Here is a 6,431-nt window from a genome sequence, read left to right on the forward strand (position 1 = left end):
AGGGCCTGTGCCCGGCACGCCGAGAGCACGCACCTGACGCCGCAGGGCCCGCCCTCCGGGCGGACGACGGGAATTTGACGACAGGACCTAGCGCTCGCCCCCCGGCACCCACAGCACGTCCCCGGTCTCCTTGTTGGCGGTGCGGGCCAGGATGAACAGCAGGTCGGAGAGGCGGTTGAGGTAGGTCGCGGTGAGCGGGTTCATCACCTCCGCGTACACCTCCAGGGCCGCCCATGTCGAGCGCTCGGCCCGTCGTACGACCGTGCAGGCCTGGTGGAGGAGGGCCGCGCCCGCCGTGCCGCCGGGCAGGATGAAGGAGCGCAGCTTCTCCAGCTCGTCGTTGAAGCGGTCGCAGTCCGCCTCCAGCTTGTCGATGTAGAACTGCTCGACGCGCAGGGGCGGAAACTTCGGGTCCTCGGCCACCGGGGTCGACAGATCCGCGCCGACGTCGAAGAGGTCGTTCTGTACCCGGGTGAGGACCGCGACGATCTCCGCGTCGAGGCCGCCCAGCGCGATCGCCGTCCCGATCACCGCGTTCGCCTCGTTGGCGTCCGCGTAGGCCGAGATCCGGGGATCGGTCTTGGCGACCCGGCTCATGTCCCCGAGAGCGGTGGTGCCCTGGTCGCCGGTCCTGGTGTAGATGCGCGTCAGATTGACCATGGGGCCAATTTAGACGGTCTCGCGAGGGGAGCCGACGTGTGACTGAGCACTGCTTCGGCGTCTCTGCACCGTTGCTCTCAGGCGTTCGATTCCGTGTGCATGTTCTCCCTTCGTACCCGTGTCCCCGCATCGGGCATGGCGTTAATCGGAGTGGAGTCGTGGCTGTGCTCGGAACGGAAGGTGGTGAACCGTGCTGGTGGGCAGGAAGTACCGCCTCGTGTTCACGCCGGGGCAGGTCGAGATGGCGGAGGAGTTCGGCAATATCTGCCGGGCGGTATGGAATACCGGGCTCGAGCAGCGCCGCGAGTACCGACGCCGAGGTGCGTGGGTCGGCTATGTGCAGCAGACCCGCGAGATGGCTGAGGCCAAGGCCGAGCAGTCGTGGCTGAAGGCTGCGCCGTCCCAGGTTCTCCAGCAAACCCTTCAGGACCTGGACAAGGCATGCCGCACGCATGGTGCGTTCGGTGTGCGGTGGAAGTCCAAGCAGCGATGGCAACCCTCGTTCCGATTCCCCACCCCGGACCGTTTCTCGGTCGAGCGGCTAGGGCGCAAACGAGCTCGCGTACGTCTGCCGAAGTTCGGATGGGTGACCTTCCGCTGGTCGCGTCCGCTGGGTGGCTCGGCGAAATCGGCCACAGTGTCCCGTGACGGCAACTACTGGTACATCAGCTTCCTGGTGGAGACCGGTACGAGCGGGCCCACGCTGTCGCTGGAGCGTGGCCGGGTCGGCGTCGACAGGGGCGTTGTCACCCTGGCTGCCACCAGCGATGGCCGGTTCTTCGACCGTCGCTTCATCACCCCTGGTGAGGCCGAGAGGTATCGGCGGCTTCAGCAACAGCTTGCTCGCACGCAGAAAGGGTCCAAGCGGCGGAAAGCGTGCCAGGCAAAGTTGAGGGTCATTATGAGGAGGGTCCGCGACCGCCGTCAGGACTTCCATGCCCAGGCAGCGTGTGAGGTCGTGGACGGCAACGCTCTCGTGGTCTTCGAGAGACTCAACATCACGGGCATGACCGCCACTGCCAGGGGATCCGTGGCGGAGCCCGGTGCCAGGATTCGACAGAAATCCGGACTCAATCGTTCCATCCTGGACAAAGGCTGGCATTCCTTCGAGCTGGCGGTTCGCAACCGTGCCCGACGTACCGGCGCCATGGTGCACACGGTGAACCCCGCTCACACGTCGACGACGTGCCCTGTTTGTGGGCATGTGCATCCGGACAATCGCAAGAGCCAAGCGAGGTTCGTGTGCACCGCCTGCGGTCACAAGGAGCACGCTGACACTGTAGGTGCGAAGAACACACTGGCCCGCGGGCATGCGGGTCACAGGGCGTGGAGACCTCGGCGTCAGCCGGTCCGTGAAGCGCCAACCAGCGTGAACCCGCAAGGAAGTAGCGCTCCGAACCCCTGAGGTCGGAATCCTCCAGGCTTTGACTGTGAGGAGGATCGCCAATTACCGGTCACACAGGTCCCTATGAGCGCTGTTACTGTCCGGTCGTAGAGGCAGACGTCAACAAAGCGCGTCAAGGGAGTCGCACAGTGGCAGGGAAGCTCGCCGTCATCGGAGCCGGGCTCATGGGGTCCGGTATCGCCCAGGTGTCCGCGCAGGCGGGCTGGGACGTCGTTCTGCGCGATGTCACCGACGAGGCGCTCACGCGCGGCATCGACGGCATCAAGGCCTCGTACGACAAGTTCGTGAGCAAGGGCAGGCTGGAGGCGCACGACGCCGATGCCGCGCTCGGCCGGATCACCGCGACCACCGATCTCGACGCCGCCGCGGACGCGGACATCGTCGTCGAGGCCGTCTTCGAGAAGCTCGAGGTCAAGCACGACATCTTCCGCGCGCTCGACAAGATCGTGCGGGACGACACCGTGCTCGCCTCGAACACCTCCGCCATCCCGATCACGAAGATCGCCGCGGCCACCGAGCGCCCGGAGCGGGTCGTCGGCGTCCACTTCTTCTCCCCCGTACCGATGATGCAGCTGTGCGAACTGGTGCGCGGCTACAAGACGAGCGACGAAACCCTCGCCACCGCACGGGAGTTCGCCGAGTCCGTCGGCAAGACCTGCATCGTCGTCAATCGTGACGTGGCCGGATTCGTGACGACCCGTCTCATCTCGGCGCTCGTCGTCGAGGCCACCAAGCTGTACGAGTCCGGCGTGGCCACCGCCGAGGACATCGACCTCGCCTGCAAACTGGGCTTCGGTCACGCCATGGGCCCGCTCGCCACGGCCGACCTCACGGGCGTCGACATCCTCCTGCACGCCACCGGCAACATCTACACCGAGACGCAGGACGAGAAGTTCGCCCCGCCGGAGCTGATGCGCCGGATGGTTGACGCCGGTGACATCGGGCGCAAGAGCGGGCAGGGCTTCTACAAGCACTGAATCAAGCGAGTCATCCAGCATCACCCGTCACGGAAACCGCACGTGCCTCTGGGGTGTCACCCCATGAGGTGAATTCGGTATCGGTTCGCTTACAGACGGCAACCTCTGCGGCCTCAAGCCAGTCAGACGGTGCACACGCAAAACTGCGGACCGAAACTGACGCAGAGAGACTGACGCAGAGTACGAGACGCACTCTCGGGGAGCGCATATGTACATCAGGGGCGACCACGCCGAGCTGGTCGTCGGGGGCCGCCTCGACGTACGCAGCGCGGCGGACGCCCGTACGGTCCTGCACTCGGCCGTCGACGACGGAGTCGGCGACCTGGTGCTGGACCTGTCCGAGCTGGACTCCTGGGACGCCACCGGCCTCGGTGTCATCATGGGGGCCCACCGAAGGGCCGGGCGGTGCGGCCGGCGGCTCGTGCTGCGCCGCGTACCACCACAGATGCAGCGCCTGCTGGTGGCCACCCGGCTGCACCGGATCCTCGCGATCGAGGGCGGCATCGGAGTCGAGTCACTGCCCCGCGTGTGATCCGGCGTACGCCTCCTGAGCGGCGTACGAAACGCACCTCGCGCACAATCCTCACGAGACTGTGACGTCTCGGACGGCGCGGTACCCCGGCCTGTCGGAGATACTGTGCGAAGGTTTAGGGTTCGGCTGCCCGCCACCCGAAACCCTACGAGCGGGCACCGGACCAGAAGCGACAGCGCGGTGTGCAGCAAGGCCGGGAGGGGCCTGGGTCCTTGTCATCGGACTCCCGGCGACAAGATCCGCACACGACGCTTTTGGGGGGCTTGGAACATGGACCCGAACAACCGGGGACCCGAAGAGTACGGCCATGACGACGACGGCCAGGCGCCTCGCTCGCGCCCGCCGCGTGATGCGCTCACCGCCGACCTGGGTCAGCACACACCCGCACTCGCCCGTACCGTCCGACTCGTCTCGGGCGACTTCCTGCTTACGGTCAACCCCGTCGACGGCAGTGAGATAGAGGCCTGCCCGCCGGGAGAGCGACCGCAGCGGCCCACGAAGTTCAGTGCCGCCGAGCGTGCCGATCTGGCCCGTGCCGCCCTGCCGCCCGTACCGCCGGGTCCCGCCCAGCCCCGACTGCCGCTCCTGGAGCGCCAGGAGGAGCGCGAGCGGCTGGTCCGCCTGCTGGCGCGCGGGCGTTCCGTACGTCTCACCGGCCCCGCCGGCTCCGGCCGCACCAGCCTGCTCGACGCCGTCGCCGACGACTGCGCGGACCTCGCCCCCGACGGCGTCGTCCGCCTCTCGGGATACCGGCGCACGGCGACCGACCTGCTGTACGACCTGTTCGCCGCCGTCTACAACGCTGCCCTGTACCGCCCCGAACGGGACGAACTGCTCGAACTCGTCCACGGGATCGGCGCGGTCGTCGTCCTCGACGACGGGGAGATCGGCGGCACCGCGCTCGACGAACTCCTCGACGCCACCCCCGAGTGCGCCTTCGTCATCGCCGCGACCCCCGACGTCCCCGCGCCCTCCACCGACTCCCTCCTCGAAGAGGTCTTCCTCGGCGGACTCGACCGCAGCGGCGGCCTCGAGCTCCTGGAGCGGACCGTCGGACGCGTGCTGACCGAGGAGGAGGCGAACTGGGCGGGCGACCTCTGGTTCGAGTCCGAGGGCCTGCCGCTGCGCTTCATGCAGGCCGGCGCCCTGCTGCGACAGCGCGACCAGTTGCAGGCCAAGGAGGACGCCTTCGACGACTTCGGCGTCTTCCAGGACGCCCCGGTCGACCTGCCGGCCGACGCGCCCTTCGAGGCCGCCGACGATCATGACGTACCGCTGCCCTCGCTCGCCGAGGGGGCCGCGCCCGCCGCGCTGCTCGCTTCCCGTCTGAGCGGGTCGGCCCGTGCCACCCTGCGCTTCGCCATCGCGCTCGGCGGCGAGGTGCCGCACCAGACGCATCTGCCCGCCCTCGTGGACGACACCCACGCCGATGCCGCGCTCGCCGAACTGGCGGGCTGCGCGCTGGTCTCCCCGGTCGGCTCCCGCTACCGGCTCGCCGCCGGTGTGCAGGCCCAGCTGGAGGCCGCCGGATACGCCGACGTGCTGGAGGAGCAGGCCCGCACCGCGGCGCAGCACTACACCTGGTGGGCCGGACACCCCTCGGTCACCCCGGAACGGGTCTGCGCCGAGGCGGACGCCGTGCTCGCCGCCCTCACCGTCCTGGTCCCGCTCACCACGCCCGCGGTCGACGAGCAGGACGAGAGCGTCGCCGTGCGGCTGGCCCGCACGGCCGCGCCCGCCTTCGCCGCAGGTCTGAACTGGAACGCCTGGGAGCGCGCGCTGCGCTCCGGCGCGGAGGCCTCCCGGCTCGCCGGCGAGGTCGGCGAACAGGCCTACTTCCACCACGAGTTGGGCATCCTCGCGCTCTGTGGCGGTCAGCTGGACCGGGCCCGTGCCGAGCTGGAGTCCTCCATCGGCCTGCGCGGCGCCCTCGCCGACAAGCGTGGCACCGTCGCGGGCCGCAGGGCCCTCGCGCTGGTCGCCGACCGCTCCGGGGTCGTACTGCCCGGTGGGCGCACGGCGGCGGGCGAGGAGGTGCCCGACGCGCGGCACGAGGAGTCGGCATCGCCGCCCGGCGGCGTACCGGCCGCGTTCGTGCTGTCCGCCCCGGCCGGGGAGCCCTCGACGCTGGTCACCAACCGGGCCGAACCGGGCCCGGCGTCGAAGCGCGTGGGCGTGGGCACCCGCCTGGTGACCGGCACCCGGCGCAACCTGGTGGCCGCGGGCGCGGGTGCGCTGCTCGTCGCGGTGCTCGGCACCGTGGTGACCCTCGGCGCGACCTCGAACAACAACACCGACAATCCGTCCGAGAAGGTCGGCGTCAACCCCTCGGCCAGCCAGGGCGGCCAGGACGACAGCCTCGGCGCCGACAAGGCGAAGAAGGGCGGCGGGGGCGGCAGCGACGCGGGCGTGGTGACCACGCCGACGGATCCGGGCCCCGACGGCACGTACGGGACCTCGGACGACCCGACGCCGCCGACGGGCACGAGCCGGCAGCCTTCGGACAGCCCGAGTGGGACGAAGGGGACCTCCAGCAGCCCGTCCAAGTCGCCGTCCAAGACCCCGTCGAAGACGCCGTCCAAGACGCCCTCGCAGACGCCGTCCAAGACGCCGAGCCAGACGCCTTCGGACACTCCGACACCCACTCCGACACCCACCCCGACACCCACCCCGACGACGACGCCGTCCACCACCGACACCGCCAGCGGCCCCGCCTCCAGCGTCCCCGCGAGCACCACCGCCGGCGCTCCGCAGAGCAGTGCGGCGAGCGTGCCCGCGAGCAGCAGCGCCGCCGGGTCACCGAACGGCTCGGTGATCTGAGCACCACGACAGAAGTGAGGGCCGGGTCCGACATCGG

5 protein-coding genes are annotated in these 6,431 nt (G+C 69.6%); 4 read left to right on the plus strand and 1 reads right to left on the minus strand.

Annotated features, from left to right (window positions below; all coding sequences use genetic code 11):
- Positions 1-87: 87 nt before the first annotated feature.
- The gene (locus ABZ656_RS55530; protein ID WP_101400698.1) at positions 88-660 is read right to left on the minus strand and encodes a cob(I)yrinic acid a,c-diamide adenosyltransferase; all 573 of its coding nucleotides are present in this window, start codon (positions 658-660) and stop codon (positions 88-90) included.
- A 190-nt stretch (positions 661-850) separates the two neighbouring features.
- Between ABZ656_RS55530 and ABZ656_RS55535 the strand changes: the two genes are divergently transcribed.
- The 4 genes from ABZ656_RS55535 to ABZ656_RS55550 all read left to right on the plus strand — a co-directional run bounded on the left by ABZ656_RS55535 (position 851) and on the right by ABZ656_RS55550 (position 6,394).
- Positions 851-2,065 (plus strand): transposase, encoded by a 1,215-nt coding sequence (locus ABZ656_RS55535; RefSeq protein ID WP_360280022.1) that lies wholly within the window; start codon positions 851-853, stop codon positions 2,063-2,065.
- 128 nt (positions 2,066-2,193) lie between these two features.
- Entirely contained in the window at positions 2,194-3,042 is an 849-nt protein-coding gene (locus ABZ656_RS55540; RefSeq protein WP_054233213.1) for a 3-hydroxyacyl-CoA dehydrogenase family protein, read from the plus strand.
- 208 nt (positions 3,043-3,250) lie between these two features.
- Positions 3,251-3,574 carry an STAS domain-containing protein gene (locus tag ABZ656_RS55545; RefSeq protein WP_030596935.1) on the plus strand — a complete coding sequence of 108 codons (324 nt, stop codon included), beginning with the start codon at positions 3,251-3,253 and terminating at the stop codon, positions 3,572-3,574.
- A 270-nt stretch (positions 3,575-3,844) separates the two neighbouring features.
- Positions 3,845-6,394 carry an ATP-binding protein gene (locus ABZ656_RS55550; RefSeq protein WP_101400699.1) on the plus strand — a complete coding sequence of 850 codons (2,550 nt, stop codon included), beginning with the start codon at positions 3,845-3,847 and terminating at the stop codon, positions 6,392-6,394.
- Positions 6,395-6,431 lie beyond the last annotated feature (37 nt).

This window comes from Streptomyces sp. NPDC007095, from assembly GCF_040634475.1.
Classification (GTDB): Bacteria; Actinomycetota; Actinomycetes; order Streptomycetales; family Streptomycetaceae; genus Streptomyces.